Origin of the sequence: Martinezella hainanensis (assembly GCF_900094555.1) — a bacterium.
In the GTDB taxonomy this organism is placed as follows: domain Bacteria; phylum Pseudomonadota; class Alphaproteobacteria; order Rhizobiales; family Rhizobiaceae; genus Rhizobium; species Rhizobium hainanense.
Genome location: NZ_FMAC01000004.1, coordinates 324,994 through 339,634, shown reverse-complemented (window position 1 = coordinate 339,634; position 14,641 = coordinate 324,994). Strand labels below are relative to the sequence as shown.

Below are 14,641 nucleotides of genomic sequence, written 5' to 3'. Positions count from 1 at the left end.
GTCACATCTCCAAGGAGGGCAGGATGTCGGTTGAAATCGAGGCATTCAGTGCGCCGGAGGCAATGAGGTCTGCGGCGGATTTCAGATCGTTTGCCATGTAGCGGTCCTCTTCGAGCGAAGGCACGGCGGCGCGGATGGCTGATATGGCAAGGGTCAGCTCCGGGCTGGTCGTCAGCGGCGCGCGCAGCTCGACACCCTGGGCGGCGGTGAGCGCTTCGATGCCGATAATGGCGAAGAGGTTTTCGGTCATCTGCAGAAGGCGACGCGCGCCATGGCAGGCCATGGAGACATGGTCTTCCTGGTTGGCCGACGTCGGCGTCGAGTCGACGGAAGCCGGGTGCGACATCTGCTTGTTTTCGGACATCAGCGCCGCCGAGGTCACTTCGGCAATCATCAGGCCGGAATTCAGGCCCGGCTTCTTGGCAAGGAAGGCCGGCAGGCCGTAGCTCAGCGCGGGGTCGACGAGCAGCGCGATGCGGCGCTGGGCGATTGCGCCGATTTCGCAAACGGCAATGGCGATCTGGTCGGCCGCAAAGGCGACTGGCTCTGCATGGAAATTGCCGCCGGAAACGACGGAATTATCCGAAAGCACGAGCGGATTGTCGGTGACGGCGTTGGCTTCGATTTCGAGCGTGCGGCCGACGGAACGCAGGAGATCGAGGCAGGCGCCATCGACCTGCGGCTGGCAGCGGATGCAATAGGGATCCTGCACGCGCTCGTCGCCCTCGATATGGCTTTGGCGGATCACCGAGCCGGCGAGCAGGCCGCGAAGGGCAGCGGCGGTATCGATCTGGCCCTTATGGCCGCGCAGCGTATGGATATCGGGATGGAACGGGGCGGAAGAGCCCATGGCCGCATCCGTCGACATCGCGCCAGTGATGAGGGCTGCCTGGGCGGCACGATGGGCGCGGAAGAGGCCGGCAAGCGCAAGCCCGGTCGATACCTGCGTACCGTTGATGAGCGCCAGGCCTTCCTTGGCGGCGAGTACGACGGGCTTCAAACCGGCCTTTTCGAGCGCCGCCGCGCCGGACAGCTGTTCGCCGGCATAAAAGGCTTCGCCATGACCCATCATGACCGCAGTCATATGAGCGAGCGGAGCAAGATCCCCAGATGCGCCGACGGAACCCTTTTCCGGAATGAGAGGAATAACGCCCTTCTCGAGCATGCCTTCGATCAGCCGCACCAGCTCCAGCCGCACGCCGGACGCGCCGCGTCCGAGCGAAACCAGCTTCAGCGACATGATGAGGCGAACGACGTTCTCAGGCAGCGGCTGGCCGACGCCACAGCAATGCGAAAGGATGAGATTGCGCTGCAGCGTCGCAACATCGGCGCTGTCGATCTTGATGGATGCCAGTTTGCCGAAGCCGGTGTTGATGCCATAGACCGGCGCGTTGCCGGCGGCGATTTCGGCGATACGGGCGGCTGCCTTGGCGATGCCTGCGTCGAAGGAGGCATCGAGCTTGGCCGGCTCACCGGTCCAGTAGATTGCCGCCAGTTGCGCGAGCGAAACGGAGCCGGGGTGGAGAACGACGGTCATCGATTGAACCTTTTTCCCTTGAAGACATGGGCATGGAGGGGATTGAAGCCGATGCGGTAGACGAGCTCCGCCAGGCTTTCGACATCCCAGATGGCAAAATCGGCCGACTTGCCGGCTTCGAGCGTGCCCGTTTCGGAGAGCAGCCCAAGGGCACGCGCACCCTCGCGCGTCGCGCCGGCGACGCATTCTTCCACGGTCAGGCCAAAGAGCGTTGCGGCCATATTCATGGTCAGTAGCATCGAGGTTAGCGGCGACGTGCCGGGGTTGCAGTCCGTCGCGATTGCGATCGGCACGCCGGCATCGCGCAGCGCCTGGACCGGCGGCTTCTGCTTTTCATGAATGGCATAGAAAGCGCCGGGGAGAAGCACGGCAACGGTGCCGGACGCGACCATTGCCTTGACGCCATCCTCATCCAGATATTCGACGTGATCGGCAGAAAGCGCGCCATAGGAGGCAGCAAGCTTCGCGCCGCCGAGATTGGAGAGCTGTTCCGCATGCAGCTTCATCGGAATGCCAAGCGATTTGGCGAGATCGAAGACGCGGGAGATTTCCGCCGTCGAAAAGGCGATGCCCTCGCAGAAGCCGTCGACCGCATCAACGAGCCCTTCGGCATGAGCCTGGCTGAGGCCGGGCAGCACGACGTCAGTGATATAGTCGCCGTTGCGGCCCCTGTAGTCGGCCGGCGTGGCATGGGCGCCGAGATAGGAGGTGACGACGCGAACCGGGCGAACCTCGCCGAGCTTGCGCGCGGCGCGCAGCATTTTCAGCTCGGATTCGACGCTGAGACCGTATCCGGACTTCACCTCGATGGTAGTCACGCCTTCGGAAAGCAGCGTATCGAGCCGCGGCAAGGCAACGGCAACGAGTTCATCGACGGAAAGCGCACGGGTCGCATTGACCGACGAAACGATACCGCCGCCGGCGCGGGCAATCTCTTCATAGCTCGCGCCTTCCAGCCGCATCTCGAATTCGCGGGCGCGATTGCCGCCGTAAACAATATGCGTATGGCAATCGACGAGGCCGGGGGTTACCCAGCGCCCCTCGAGATCGATCGCTTCGGCACCGGAAGTATCGGGCAAGTCGGCTTCGCCGCCCGCAAAGACGATGCGGCCATCCCTGATCAGGATCGCACCCTTCTCGATCGTGCCGAGCCGGGTCTCGCCCTCTTTCAGGGTCGCAAGGCGAACATTACGCCACACGCGGCTTGCCGCGCCGTTTTCCCTGCCATCGTTCGGGCCATCTTCGGAAAAATTATTCCCACCCATCAGCTTTACGCCTTTCCTCGTTGGCTCATAATGTATATACATAATCGAAAGGCTGACAAGAGGGATTTTGGACTCCGTGTCCGAAAGGAAAGGGTGAGACCATGACGACACTTCATGCACGCTCGGCACTGCTCGGCGACGGATGGCACGAGAATGTACGATTGACCCTCGAAGGCGGACGGATCGCCGCCATCGCGACGGATGTTGCACCCGAAGCCGGCGACAGCAGGCAGGATGTTCTGGTGCCGGCAATGCCGAACCTGCACAGCCATGCCTTCCAGCGCGCCATGGCCGGCCTTGCCGAAGTCCGCGGCCCGGCCAATGACAGCTTCTGGAGCTGGCGCACCGTCATGTACAAGTTCGCCCTGTCGATGACCCCGGATCATGTCGAGGCGGTTGCCGCACAGCTCTACATGGAGATGCTGGAAGCCGGCTTCTCCCGCGTCGGCGAGTTCCACTATCTGCACCATGACAAGGACGGCAGTCATTATGCCAATATCGCCGAACTGGCCGAGCGCATCGGCGCCGCCAGCGCCGAAACCGGTATTGCGCTAACACTGCTCCCCGTCTTCTACGCCCATTCCGGCTTCGGTGGCGCAGCCCCCATCGAGGGCCAGCGCCGTTTTATCAACTCCATCGAGAGCTTCGAAGCGCTGATGGCCGGCTGCCGCGCGGTCACGAGCCGCCTCCCCGGCGCCGAACTCGGCATCGCGCCGCATAGCCTGCGCGCCGTGACGCCGGAAGAACTGGCAAAGCTCGTGCCGGTCGCCGGCGACGGACCGATCCATATCCATGTCGCCGAGCAAGTAAAGGAAGTCGAAGACTGCATCGCCTGGTCTGGTGCCCGCCCGGTGCAATGGCTGCTCGACAATGCGCCTGTCAATGAGCGCTGGTGCCTGATCCATGCCACGCACATGACCGAGGATGAAACCCGGCGCATGGCCAAGAGCGGCGCCATTGCCGGCCTTTGCCCGATCACCGAAGCCAATCTCGGCGACGGCGTTTTCGAAGCGCCGCTCTTTCTGGAAGAAGGCGGCCGCTACGGCATCGGCTCGGATTCCAACATCCTGATTTCGGTACCTGAGGAGCTGCGGCAGCTCGAATATTCGCAGCGCCTGGCGCGCCGTGCCCGCAACGTCATCGCAGCACCGGGCGGCTCGACTGCCCGCATGCTGTTTGACGCTGCGCTCGCCGGCGGCGGTGCGGCCCTGAAGGCGCCGGCGGGCCTTGCCGTCGGCAATCACGCCGATATCGTTTCGCTCGATGTGAGCGCAGTGCCCTATCTTTCCGGCGACCGCATCCTCGATCACTGGACCTTTGCCGGCGGCGTCAAAGTCGATGGTGTCTGGGTTCTTGGCCGCAAGCAGGTCGAAGCCGGACGCCACACGAAGAGAGAGGCGATCTCCGCGCGATTCCGCCAGGCGATGGCTGAGCTTATCGGTTAAAAATCGCTTTTCCTCCCATCGATTGGCCCCTAAATAACTTGCGGGAAATCCCATGTCTCACACGAAACAGACGGACGGTATGACCACAAGCAAAGAGGCAACCCTGCATCAGCGTATCCTCAGTGATATCGAGGGCCAGATCGTCTCCGGCGCCTGGCCTCCGGGGCATCGCATACCGTTCGAGATGGACCTGGCGGAACAGTATGACTGTTCGCGCATGACGGTGAACAAGGTGCTGACCCAGCTTGCCCGCGCCGGCCTGATCGAACGGCGCAAGCGCTCGGGCAGCTTCGTCACCCATCCGCAGGCACAATCCGCCGTGCTTGAGATCCACGATATCAAGTCCGAAGTCCTGTCGCTCAACCTGCCCTATTCGCACAAGTTGATAAGGCTCGGAAGCCGACGCGGACGACCGGAAGACGCACGCCGGCTGCAGTTCGTCGGCTCGATTCCGGTGATGGAGATCATCTGCATCCACTATGCTGGTCCGCGCCCCTTCTGCCTGGAAGATCGCGTCATCAATCTCGACGCCGTACCGGAAGCGGCCGAAGCTGACTTCGAAACCCAGCCGCCAGGCCCCTGGCTGGTAAATCAGGTGCCGTGGAGCACCGCCGAACATCAGATCCGCGCCATAGCAGCCGAGGGTGACGCGGCGACAAAGCTCGACATTCTGAAGGGCACGGCCTGCCTTGTGGTCGAGCGGCGCACCTGGAGCGCGGCCGGCCCGATCACCCACGTCCGTTTCACCTATCCGGGCGATCGCCACAGCCTGGTGGCGCGTTTTACCCCGTCGAGCTGACCTTCCCAGCCGCTTCCGTCGGCCCGCTAATTCCGCTGCGGAGATTCCGTCGGCGGAGGAATAAGGCTTTCGGATGGCCGAAGGGGCTTTGCGGGGTCAACGAGCAGGATACTGAGCGCAATCAAGACCAGCATCAGAATCAACAGGATTCCGATCAGAAGTGGACGAATCGCGGTCATGTCGTTCTCCAATCTCCCCAGCCCAGCGCAATGCGCGATAGGGAATTCGAGATAACCAGCGCAGTCTAGGCATAAACGTTAAGCAATGCTTGATGTTCCTGGAAATATCCGGCTTTTTGCCAAAATTTCCAACTTCTGACACCAAGAAGACCGTCTCACGCTTGTTTGAATGGCGGATGACGGAAGCGGCGCATAGGATCCAGCCGCGGATGACCCGTGCCCACTACCTGGCGCGACGACAGTCCTGCAGACAAGCCCCAACCTTCATCTAAAAGACGACCGGCGCATCGCCCGGCCGATATCTCAAGGGAGACCCCACCCATGGATCGCAAACGTCTGATCGCTGCTGCGCTGGCGTTCTCCGTCGCTGCGCTTGCCGCGCTGCAAAGCGCCGAGGCGGCCGAGCGCGTCAGAGTGCGTGGCACGGTCGAAAGCCTCGATGGTGATATGCTCAAGGTCAAGTCCCGCGATGGCAAGGACGTCACCGTGGCGCTGAAGTCCGGCTGGAACGTCGGCGGCGTCGTCCAGGCCGCCGTTACCGACATCAAGCCGGGTGATTTCGTCGGCATCGCCTCACAGCCGACCGACAGCGGCATTAACGGTGCGATCGAAGTCGTCATCTTCCCGGCTTCGATGAAGGGAACGGGCGAAGGCGATCGCCCCTGGGATTCGCAGCCGAACAGCTCGATGACCAACGCCACCGTCGCCAATGCCGTAACCTCGGTCAACGGCCCGACATTGACACTCACCTACAAGGGCGGCCAACGCAAGATCAATATCCCGAAGGGCACGCCCGTCGTGACGCTGACATCGGCAACGAAAGCCGATCTGAAACCCGGCGCCGGCGTCTTCATCACAGGCGAACGCAACGACGATTCCACGGTCTCAGCCGACCGCGTTGCCGTCGGCCTCAACGGCACCATGCCGCCGATGTGATGGCAACAGGATCAGTTTCATCTGCATCCAACGAAAACAGGCGGACTGCAATGCTGCAGTCCGCCTGTTTTCTTGGCACGTAGCGAATGGTCAGGACGCGGTCATTCCGCCGCCTGCGCATGCGGGCGATGCTCGATCGCATCATCCTCATCGTCTTCTTCCGGCTTCGGCTGCTTCCAGGCGATCAGGCGGTAGAACATCGGAATGAAGAAGGTGGCGATGAAGGTTGCCGCCAGCATGCCGCCTATGACGCCGGTGCCGATGGCATGGCGGCTCGCCGAACCGGCGCCGCTGCTGATCGCCAGCGGCACGACGCCGAGGATGAAGGCGAGCGAGGTCATGACGATCGGGCGGAAGCGCAGCCGCGCCGCCTCGAGTGCCGCTTCCGCCGCACTCATGCCGTCCTTGCGCTTCAACACGGCGAACTCGACGATCAGGATGGCGTTCTTTGCCGCCAGACCAATCAGCGTCACCATGCCGATCTGGAAATAGACGTCGTTGGTGAGCCCGCGCAGATAGGTGGCAAGCAGCGCACCGAACAGCGCGAAGGGGATCGCAGTGATGACGGCGAGCGGCAAGCTCCATTTTTCATATTGTGCGGCGAGGATCAGGAACACCATGATGATGCCGAAGATCATCGCCTGCGTGCCCGCGCCGCTGGTTTCAAGCTCCTGATAGGCCGAGCCCGTCCAGGCGATCTGGAAGCCCTCCGGCAAGGTCTCTGCCGCCACCTGCTGCATCGCCTTGATCGCATCGCCTGACGTGTAGCCGGGCGCCGGATTGCCGGTGATCTTGGCGGCATTGAAGGCATTGTAGCGTTCGAGCTGATCCGGACCGATGACGCGCTCGACCTTGATAAGCGTATCGAGCGGGATCATCTTGCCGCTGTCGGAGCGCACGAAGACCTGACGCAGATCCTCCGGCGACTCGCGGAACGGCGCTTCCGACTGCAGGTTGACCTGATAGTTGCGGCCGTAAAGCGTGAAGTCGTTCACGTAGAGGCTGCCGAAGGTCGCCTGCATGGCGTCGAAGACGGAGTTGATCGGCACGCCGAGCGCCTTCGCCTTCTCGCGGTCGAGATCGGCGCGGAACTGCGGCACGTTGGTATCGAGCGTCGTGCGGACAGCAGCGAGTTCCGGCCGCTTCGAGGCCGCCGCCACAAGCTTCTGCGCCTGCTCGGAAAGCCCCTGAACGCCCTTGCCGCTGCGGTCCTGCACATAGACCTCGAAGCCGCCCGTGGTCGACAGGCCCTGGATCGGCGGCGGATTGAACGCGAGCACCATGGCATCCTTGATGCCCATGTTGGCGCCGATCATCGGGCCTGCGAGATTGCGGGCATCGAGTTCGGGCGTCTTGCGCTCGCTCCAGTCCTTAAGCGTCACGAAGGCGACGCCGGCACTGCTCTTCAGACCACCCGAGAGCAGGTCGAAACCGGAGACGGCGAAGACGTTCTCGACGCCGGGCAGCTTCTCGGTGTTGACGAGCGCCTCGTCCATGACGGCCTGCGTGCGCGTCAGCGAAGCGGCCGGCGGCAGGATGGCGATCTGGAACAGCGAGCCCTGATCCTCATCCGGCACGAGCGATCCCGGCAGGGTGTAGAAAAGATAGCCGGTGACGCCGAGCAGACCGGCCACCAGCACGCAGCCGACGATGACGCGCTTCAGGAAGAAGGCGACGCCAGCGGCATAGCCGTCCGTCAACCGCTCGAAGGCGCGGTTGAAAATGCGGAACGGCAGCGCCGGTTCGTGATGGCCGGGCTTCAGGATCAGCGCGCAGAGCGCCGGCGTCAGTGTCAGCGCCACAATGCCGGAGAGCGTGACCGAGATCGCGATCGTGACGGCGAACTGCTTGTACATCTGGCCCGCCAGCCCGCCCATGAAGGAGACGGGAATGAAGACGGCGCAGAGCACGAGCACGATGGCGATGACAGGGCCCGTGACTTCACCCATCGCCTTGATCGCCGCCTTCCTTGGCGACAGTTTCTCCGTCGTCATCAGACGCTCGACGTTTTCGAGCACGACGATGGCGTCGTCGACGACGATACCGATCGCCAGCACCAGACCGAACAGCGTCAGAAGGTTGATCGAAAAGCCGAGCAGATACATGCCGGCGAAAGTGCCGATGATCGAGATAGGCACCGCAATGACCGGAATCAGCGTCGCCCGCCAGTTCTGCAGGAAGACGAAGACCACGATAATGACGAGGAGGATCGCCTCGATGAAGGTCTTGATCACCTCCTCGATCGACACCTGAATGAACTTCGTCGTGTCGTAGGGAATCTCGTAGGCGACGCCTTGCGGGAACGACTTCTGCAGCTCATCCAGACGCGTCTTCAGTGCCTTCATCGTGTTCAGAGCGTTGGCGCCCGGCTGCAGATAGACGGCGATCGGAATCGCCGGGGTGCCGTTGAGGCTGCTCTGGACGGAATAGCTCTTGGTGCCAAGCTCGATGCGCGCCACGTCCTTGAGGCGCAGCGTCGCGGCGTTGGCGGTCGAGCGCAGAATGATTTCCCCAAACGCATCGACGTCGGGCAGGCGGCCCTGCGTCGTCACGGTATAGGTGAAGGCCTGCGGATTGTTGCTGGGCTGGTCGCCGAAACGGCCGGCGGCAAACTGCGAATTCTGTTCCTGGATGGCGGTCGCGACATCGCTCGGTGTCAGATTATACTGTGCGAGCTTGTCCGGCCGCAGCCAGATGCGCATCGAATAGTCGATATCGCCAAGCAGGTTGACATCGCCCACGCCCGGAATGCGCTTGAGATCGTCGATGACGTTGAGCAGTGCATAGTTGCCGACATAGGCGCGGTCGTAGCGGCTGTCGGTCGAATACATGGCGATGAAGCCGAGGATCGAGGTCGAGCGCTTCGTGACGACGACGCCCAGTCGCGTCACGTCCTGAGGCAAGGTCGAGACCGCGCGCTGGACGCGGTTGTTGACGTTGATCGCCGCCTGGTCCGGGTCGGTGCCGAGTGTGAAGGTCACGGTGATCTGCATCGCACCGCTATTGGAGTTCGTCGACTGCATGTAGAGCATGTTTTCGACGCCGTTGATCTGCTGTTCCAGCGGAGCGGCAACGGTCTGCGCTACCGTCTCGGCGCTGGCGCCGGGATAGGTCGCGGTCACCACCACCTGCGGCGGCGTCAGCTCCGGATATTGCGCGATCGGCAGGATGCGCAGGCAGACAGCACCTGCAAGCAGGATGACGATCGAGATCACCGCCGCGAAAACGGGGCGATCAATGAAGAATTTGTTGCCCAACATCAGTTCTGCGCCACCTTGTTCGCATCCTTAGGCGCGGCATCCGCCGTCGCCTGCACCGGCGCACCTGGGCGCACTTTGATGATGCCCTCGGTAATCAGCTTGTCGCCGGCCTTGAGGCCCGACAGCACCAGCCAGCTATTGCCGATCTTCTGGCCGAGCGTCACCGGATTGACGTGCGCCTTGCCTTCCTGGTCGATCGTGTAGACGAACTGGCCCTGCGGGCTCTGCATCAGCGCCACCTCTGGGATAGTGATGGCGTTGTCGAGCGAGACGCCTGTCACCTTCGCGCGGACGAACTGGCCCGGTAGCAGCCGGCGGTCGGGATTGTCGACCACGGCGCGGGCCTGCAGCGTGCCTGTGGACACGTCGATGCTGGAGGAGGTGAAGTCGACTACGCCATCATGGTCGTAGGTCGAGCCGTCACCGAAGGAGATCTTGACGCCGAGATTCGGCGCCTCTCCCTTGGCCTTTTTCATGTCGATCAGCCGGCGCACTTCGGCAGCTTCGGCATCCGAGAAGGAAAAATTGACGTAGACCGGATCGAGCTGTGTGATGCTGGTGAGCAGGCCGGTATCGCCCGTGGTGCCGATGAGGCTTCCCTCGGAGACCTGTTCCAGGCTGGTGATGCCGCCGACAGGTGCTGTGACCTTTGTATAGTCGAGATTGAGCTGCGCCGTTTGTACCTGGGCTTCGGCGGCGGCAAGCGACGCTTCCGCCAGTTCTCGCGTCGAAATCGCGTCATCGCGCGACTTCTGGTTCACGGCATTCTGTTCGAAAAGGGTGATGTTGCGCTTTTCTTCGCGCTGCGCCTGGGTCAATTGCGCCTTGGCCTGCTGGAGCTGTGCCTTGGCTTGGGCAAGCGCTGCCTGATAGGAGGCGGGATCGATGAGGAACAGCACGTCGCCGGCCTTTACCTCAGCGCCTTCGATAAAGTTTCTTTTCAACAGGATACCGCCCACGCGAGCGCGCACATCGACTTGCCTAAAGGCGGAGATACGCGCAGCATATTCATAGGACAGCGCCACGGTCTGCGGCTTGACATCGACCACCGTCACCTGCGGCGGCGGCATCTGTTCCGCCTGCTGCGCTAGGGAGGAAGACGCGCAGAAAAAGAGCAGTCCGGCTGCAATGAGGCTGCTGCGCAGGAGGAGGGATTTATGCGTCGTCATGGGAAAATCACCGCGAGATTCGACATTCTTGTTGCGGCGCAATATACAAACATACATGAATGATTGTAAATATCAAATCGATGTGACTTTTAGGAGCGATATCGGGACCCGCATGCAGGTTTGAGATATTGATGCATGAAATCAGAGATATAGAGCGAGACGAAATCCCCCTTTTCGTCCGCGGAAATTTTGAGGAGGCGCATGCGCAGAACCAAGGAAGATGCCGCCAAGACCCGCGAGGAAGTCCTCGCAGCCGCCGCCGAGATCTTCTATGAAAACGGCGTCAGCGGCTCGAGCCTCGAAAAGATTGCCCAGCGCGCAGGCGTAACGCGCGGTGCGATCTACTGGCATTTCAAGGACAAGGCCGAGGTCCTGACCGCGCTGCACAGCGAAATCCGCTTGCCGCAAGAAGCTATGGTCGACTATGCGATCGAGCACGGACATGACGATCCTCTTGGCCTGATCGAGCAAGGCACAATCGAAGTTCTGCAAATCCTGGTCGATGATGAGCATCAGCAGCGCGTCTTCGCCATTATGATCCTCGGCTGCGAATTTACGGAACACCTGTCCGACGCGGCCCAGCGCATCATTACAGCCAATGCCGAAATGTTCGGCAAGCTGCAGAAACTGATCGAGATGGCGGATGAACAAAGCTCGCTTGCACCGCTATGGACCGCCGATTCCGCCGCCCGCGCCATTCAATGCTCGATGAACGGCCTGCTTGCCGAGTGGCTTCGGTCGGGGAAATCCTTCCCTCTGGTCGATATCGGCGAGCGGCTGATCCGCAGCCTCATCCGCTCCATGCGCGACAACGAAGAGCGATAGAACCGTTCAGCTTTTCACAGAAACGCTGAACGGTTCTATCTCTTTGTTTTCTAGCAATTCCGGACGGAAAATCGCTACGCAGTTTTCCTTTGAATTGCTCTAGCTATTCGCCCGCGTGCCGCATGGCTTCGGCCAGCGAAATCTCCGATTTGATTTCCCGCGTCGACATCGAGGTCACCGTATGCCGAACGCCGGGCAGCCGGTTGAGTTCCTGCCGCAGCAGCCGGTCGAGCGCAGCCATGTCGGTCGCGATGATATGCAGGAGATAATCGGCCTCGCCCGTCGTCGCATGACAGCGCCAGATCAACGGATGGCGGCGCACGGCGGCTTCGAAAGCATCGAAACGCTCGACATCGATCGACACCTGCACGAAGGCCTCCAGCCCGAAGCCGAGCCTGGCCGGATCGAGAAGCGTCCTATAACCCCGGATCACGCCCGCTTCCTCCAGCGCTTTTACCCGCTTCCAGCAGGGCGTCTTGCTGAGACCGGCGAGATCGGCAAGCGCCGCAAAGGAAAGGCGGGCGTCGGCCTCAAGCGCGGTAATGATCTTATGGTCGAGCGCGTCCAACTCCATCGTTCTCTCCATAGCTATAAAGATGATCGATCGTACTCCATTTCTCCAAATTTGAATGACAAATAGGAACAATGTTCAAGCTGAATTTCGTATCCTTGAGGGAGAGCAAACATGCTTGGCGGCCGAGAGCCGGAACAAAGGGAACGAAGATGCAGAAGAAAGACTATTACGCGCGCATCGAGGCGCCCGAAATGCGCGACTACGGCGTTTATCTGCAGTGCGACAAGCTGCTTGCCTGTCAGAAGCCGTTGAACGGGATGGTCAACGGCGATGAACTGCAGTTCCAGATCGTCCATCAGGTCGAAGAACTCTGGATGAAGCTGATGGCCTATACGCTGGTCGATGTCATCGGCTTCATGGAGGAGCGCAATACGCATCGCGTCGTGACCCTCATGGGCCGCGTGCACCGGATCATGCGCATGATGACGGCTCAGCTCGATCTTCTCGAAACCATGTCGCCCAAGGAATATCAGCAAATCCGCCTGCAGCTCGGCAATGGCAGCGGCCAGGAATCGCCTGGATTCGGGTTTCTGCTGCGCATGCCGCCGGATCTCTGGCACGCCTTCAAGGCGAACTATCTCGATGCCGCCGGTCTGACCGTCGCGGATATCTATGACGGCAAATACGATCACGGCGACAGCTATGTGGTCGCCGAGGCGCTGGTCGAATATGACGAGCTGTTCCAGAAATTCCGCGCCAATCACATCTATCTGATCCAACGCTCCATCGGGCTAGGCTCGAAATCGCTGAAAGGCCGCCCGGTCGAGCTGCTGCAGGCCGGCACGCGCCATCGCTTCTTCCCCGATCTCTGGGATATTCGCCACGAAATGACTGATCGCTGGGGCGGCCAATATGGTGTCGTTCGCGATTCCATTTCCAAGCACGATGCAGCCGAATAAGTGCTGACGGAAAACCGCCTTTCGCCGTCTTGAACGGCGGAAGGCCTTCCGACTCGGAACGAGATCGAGCAAGCCATCAAAGTCGTCGCCGCATTGGTGCGCCACACGGGCGCGCTAGCTGCTCCAACCTTCGCCTCCCCTCGCTCAAAAGCGGATCGGCACTCCGTCGGCAAGACGGTATTTTCCCGTAGGCCAAGGTTTCGGCCAGAGACAATGCAATCACCATTGAAATATAGCCTATTGCATAATTCTGATATCGATCGTATTTGTTTAGTAGCCTCACAGATCGTTCCTCCCGGAGCCCCGCATGACGCAAGTTCAGGAAGCCGTGGCGCAGCGGCGCGCATGGCAGTTTGCCGACCGTGATGAGGACGATCGTCCGAGCCTTCCCGAAGTCAATGCCACGGTCAAGGTTCCCCATGGCGGCAGCTGGATTCGACGTCTGATCGCTTTCGTCGGCCCCGGTTACATGATTTCCGTCGGCTATATGGATCCCGGCAACTGGGCGACCGATCTCGCCGGCGGCGCGCAGTTCGGCTACACGCTTCTGACTGTCATCATGCTATCGAACCTGATGGCGATCCTGTTACAGGCGCTCTCGGCAAGGCTTGGCATCGCCACCGGCCGCGATCTCGCTCAGGCCTGTCGCGATCATTATCCGCGGCCGGTCAATCTGGCGCTATGGCTGGCTTGCGAGCTCGCCATCATCGCCTGTGATCTGGCCGAAGTCATCGGCACGGCTATCGCGCTGCAACTCCTCTTCGGGATTCCGCTGATCGGCGGCGCATTGATCACCGCGCTCGACGCATTCCTGCTGCTGCTCCTGATGAGCAAGGGCTTCCGCTATCTCGAAGCCTTCGTCATCGCGCTGCTGATCGTCATCGCCACCTGTTTTGCCATCCAGATCGCGGCCGCGGCGCCGCCGGTGGCAGCGATCCTCCAAGGCTTCATCCCCTCGCCTGAAATCGTCACCAATCACGAGATGCTCTACATCGCCATGGGCATCATCGGCGCGACAGTCATGCCGCATAATCTCTATCTGCATTCCTCGATCGTGCAGACCCGCGCCTATAAGCGCACCGAGGAAGGTCGCCGCGATGCGATCAAATGGGCGACGATCGACAGCACCGTTGCCCTCATGCTGGCGCTCTTCGTCAATGCCGCCATTCTGATTGTCGCAGCGGCCGCCTTCCACACCAGCGGTCACTCCGATGTCGCCGAAATCGGCCAGGCCTACGAGCTGTTGTCGCCGCTGCTCGGCCTCGGCATCGCCTCGACGCTGTTTGCCGTGGCACTGCTCGCTTCAGGCCTCAACTCGACCGTCACGGCGACGCTTGCTGGCCAGATCGTGATGGAAGGCTTTCTCCGGCTCAGGATTCCGCATTGGGCAAGGCGACTTTTGACCCGCGGCCTCGCAATTATTCCGGTTGTGTGCGTTACCGCTATTTATGGTGAAAAGGGCACGGCGAACCTGCTTGTGCTGAGCCAGGTCGTGCTATCAATGCAATTGCCCTTTGCCGTCATTCCGCTGGTTCAATTCGTCACGAATCGCGAGAAAATGGGCAGTTTCGTCATCTCCAGAAGCATCGCCGTTCTATCTTGGACAGTCGCCGCGATCATCCTGGTGCTGAACTTCAAACTGCTCTACGACACCATCTTCGGTTGACGAATCATCTTGAACGCGCGAATCTCGCCCTGTGGACGATCACGGCAATTAACTGGCTCGTAATATTTGCCTAGATTTCGCCATGAT

At 61.1% G+C, this 14,641-nt stretch carries 11 protein-coding genes; 6 read left to right on the top strand and 5 right to left on the bottom strand.

The window, feature by feature from the left end:
- Window position 1: 1 nt before the first annotated feature.
- Window positions 2–1,537 (bottom strand): histidine ammonia-lyase, encoded by a 1,536-nt coding sequence (hutH, locus tag GA0061100_RS15240; protein WP_075853536.1) that lies wholly within the window; start codon window positions 1,535–1,537, stop codon window positions 2–4.
- Window positions 1,534–2,802: an imidazolonepropionase gene (gene hutI / locus GA0061100_RS15235; RefSeq protein WP_075853535.1), complete on the bottom strand. Its 1,269-nt coding sequence runs from the start codon at window positions 2,800–2,802 to the stop codon at window positions 1,534–1,536. The genes hutH and hutI overlap by 4 nt, the downstream gene beginning before the upstream one ends.
- 101 nt (window positions 2,803–2,903) lie before the next feature.
- Between hutI and GA0061100_RS15230 the strand changes: the two genes are divergently transcribed.
- From GA0061100_RS15230 to GA0061100_RS15220, 3 genes are all read left to right on the top strand, one after another.
- Window positions 2,904–4,247 (top strand): formimidoylglutamate deiminase, encoded by a 1,344-nt coding sequence (locus GA0061100_RS15230; protein ID WP_075853534.1) that lies wholly within the window; start codon window positions 2,904–2,906, stop codon window positions 4,245–4,247.
- Between the two features lie 79 nt (window positions 4,248–4,326).
- Entirely contained in the window at window positions 4,327–5,046 is a 720-nt protein-coding gene (gene hutC / locus GA0061100_RS15225; RefSeq protein ID WP_075853819.1) for a histidine utilization transcriptional repressor HutC, read from the top strand.
- Window positions 5,047–5,546: 500 nt separating this feature from the next.
- Complete coding sequence (locus GA0061100_RS15220; RefSeq protein ID WP_075853533.1) at window positions 5,547–6,161, top strand: single stranded DNA-binding domain-containing protein; 615 nt, start codon at window positions 5,547–5,549, stop codon at window positions 6,159–6,161.
- 101 nt (window positions 6,162–6,262) lie between these two features.
- Here the strand turns inward: GA0061100_RS15220 and GA0061100_RS15215 are convergent, their stop codons facing one another.
- Both GA0061100_RS15215 and GA0061100_RS15210 read right to left on the bottom strand, forming a co-directional pair.
- Window positions 6,263–9,421, bottom strand: coding sequence for an efflux RND transporter permease subunit (locus GA0061100_RS15215; RefSeq protein WP_075853532.1), 3,159 nt, complete (start codon window positions 9,419–9,421; stop codon window positions 6,263–6,265).
- Complete coding sequence (locus GA0061100_RS15210) at window positions 9,421–10,590, bottom strand: efflux RND transporter periplasmic adaptor subunit (protein ID WP_075853818.1); 1,170 nt, start codon at window positions 10,588–10,590, stop codon at window positions 9,421–9,423. The genes GA0061100_RS15215 and GA0061100_RS15210 overlap by 1 nt, the downstream gene beginning before the upstream one ends.
- Window positions 10,591–10,791: 201 nt before the next feature.
- On the opposite strand from GA0061100_RS15210, the gene GA0061100_RS15205 reads away from it, so the two are divergent.
- Window positions 10,792–11,415 carry a TetR family transcriptional regulator gene (locus GA0061100_RS15205; protein ID WP_075853531.1) on the top strand — a complete coding sequence of 208 codons (624 nt, stop codon included), beginning with the start codon at window positions 10,792–10,794 and terminating at the stop codon, window positions 11,413–11,415.
- Between the two features lie 103 nt (window positions 11,416–11,518).
- Here the strand turns inward: GA0061100_RS15205 and GA0061100_RS15200 are convergent, their stop codons facing one another.
- Window positions 11,519–11,989 carry an Lrp/AsnC family transcriptional regulator gene (locus GA0061100_RS15200; protein WP_075853530.1) on the bottom strand — a complete coding sequence of 157 codons (471 nt, stop codon included), beginning with the start codon at window positions 11,987–11,989 and terminating at the stop codon, window positions 11,519–11,521.
- Window positions 11,990–12,138: 149 nt separating this feature from the next.
- On the opposite strand from GA0061100_RS15200, the gene GA0061100_RS15195 reads away from it, so the two are divergent.
- Together GA0061100_RS15195 and GA0061100_RS15190 are read left to right on the top strand one after the other, a co-directional pair.
- Window positions 12,139–12,888: a tryptophan 2,3-dioxygenase family protein gene (locus GA0061100_RS15195; protein ID WP_075853817.1), complete on the top strand. Its 750-nt coding sequence runs from the start codon at window positions 12,139–12,141 to the stop codon at window positions 12,886–12,888.
- A 307-nt stretch (window positions 12,889–13,195) separates the two neighbouring features.
- The gene (locus GA0061100_RS15190; protein ID WP_075853529.1) at window positions 13,196–14,554 is read left to right on the top strand and encodes an Nramp family divalent metal transporter; all 1,359 of its coding nucleotides are present in this window, start codon (window positions 13,196–13,198) and stop codon (window positions 14,552–14,554) included.
- Window positions 14,555–14,641: the final 87 nt, after the last annotated feature.

What these genes read in the sequence shown, in the direction of transcription:
- hutH (WP_075853536.1), bottom strand. Translation starts at nt 1,537, where the DNA reads ATGACCGTCGTTCTCCACCCCGGCTCCGTTTCGCTCGCGCAACTGGCG.
- hutI (WP_075853535.1), bottom strand. Translation starts at nt 2,802, where the DNA reads ATGGGTGGGAATAATTTTTCCGAAGATGGCCCGAACGATGGCAGGGAA.
- GA0061100_RS15230 (WP_075853534.1), top strand. Translation starts at nt 2,904, where the DNA reads ATGACGACACTTCATGCACGCTCGGCACTGCTCGGCGACGGATGGCAC.
- hutC (WP_075853819.1), top strand. Translation starts at nt 4,327, where the DNA reads ATGACCACAAGCAAAGAGGCAACCCTGCATCAGCGTATCCTCAGTGAT.
- GA0061100_RS15220 (WP_075853533.1), top strand. Translation starts at nt 5,547, where the DNA reads ATGGATCGCAAACGTCTGATCGCTGCTGCGCTGGCGTTCTCCGTCGCT.
- GA0061100_RS15215 (WP_075853532.1), bottom strand. Translation starts at nt 9,421, where the DNA reads ATGTTGGGCAACAAATTCTTCATTGATCGCCCCGTTTTCGCGGCGGTG.
- GA0061100_RS15210 (WP_075853818.1), bottom strand. Translation starts at nt 10,590, where the DNA reads ATGACGACGCATAAATCCCTCCTCCTGCGCAGCAGCCTCATTGCAGCC.
- GA0061100_RS15205 (WP_075853531.1), top strand. Translation starts at nt 10,792, where the DNA reads ATGCGCAGAACCAAGGAAGATGCCGCCAAGACCCGCGAGGAAGTCCTC.
- GA0061100_RS15200 (WP_075853530.1), bottom strand. Translation starts at nt 11,989, where the DNA reads ATGGAGTTGGACGCGCTCGACCATAAGATCATTACCGCGCTTGAGGCC.
- GA0061100_RS15195 (WP_075853817.1), top strand. Translation starts at nt 12,139, where the DNA reads ATGCAGAAGAAAGACTATTACGCGCGCATCGAGGCGCCCGAAATGCGC.
- GA0061100_RS15190 (WP_075853529.1), top strand. Translation starts at nt 13,196, where the DNA reads ATGACGCAAGTTCAGGAAGCCGTGGCGCAGCGGCGCGCATGGCAGTTT.